Source organism: Streptomyces canarius, from assembly GCF_014650735.1.
In the GTDB taxonomy this organism is placed as follows: Bacteria; Actinomycetota; Actinomycetes; order Streptomycetales; family Streptomycetaceae; genus Streptomyces; species Streptomyces olivaceoviridis.
On sequence record NZ_BMVN01000247.1, the window covers coordinates 1 to 565 of the forward strand.

The 565-nt window shown below is 38.6% G+C and carries 1 protein-coding gene; it reads left to right on the plus strand.

Going from position 1 to position 565, the window contains the following annotated elements:
* Positions 1-41: 41 nt before the first annotated feature.
* The coding region (coxB, locus tag IE294_RS50545; protein WP_506005401.1) for a cytochrome c oxidase subunit II at positions 42-565 on the plus strand (524 nt) is incomplete at its 3' end.

Genomic DNA, 565 nt, shown 5'->3' on the forward strand with positions numbered 1-565 from the left:
ATCCAATCCCGCAAAGGATTGTTCATGGAACTACTATCGAGATTCTTTGGACCATATTTCCTAGTATCATCCTGATGTTCATTGCTATACCATCATTTGCTCTCTTATACTCAATGGACGAGGTAGTAGTAGATCCAGCCATTACTATTAAAGCTATTGGACATCAATGGTATTGGACTTATGAGTATTCAGACTATAACAGTTCCGATGAACAGTCACTCACTTTTGACAGTTATATGATTCCAGAAGATGATCTAGAATTGGGTCAATTACGTTTATTAGAAGTGGACAATAGAGTGGTTGTACCAGCCAAAACTCATCTACGTATTATTGTAACATCTGCTGATGTACTTCATAGTTGGGCTGTACCTTCCTTAGGTGTCAAATGTGATGCTGTACCTGGTCGTTTAAATCAGATCTCTATTTTGGTACAACGAGAAGGAGTTTACTATGGTCAGTGCAGTGAGATTTGTGGAACGAATCATGCCTTTATGCCTATCGTCGTAGAAGCTGTTTCTAGGAAAGATTATGGTTCTTGGGTATCCAATCAATTAATACCCCAAAC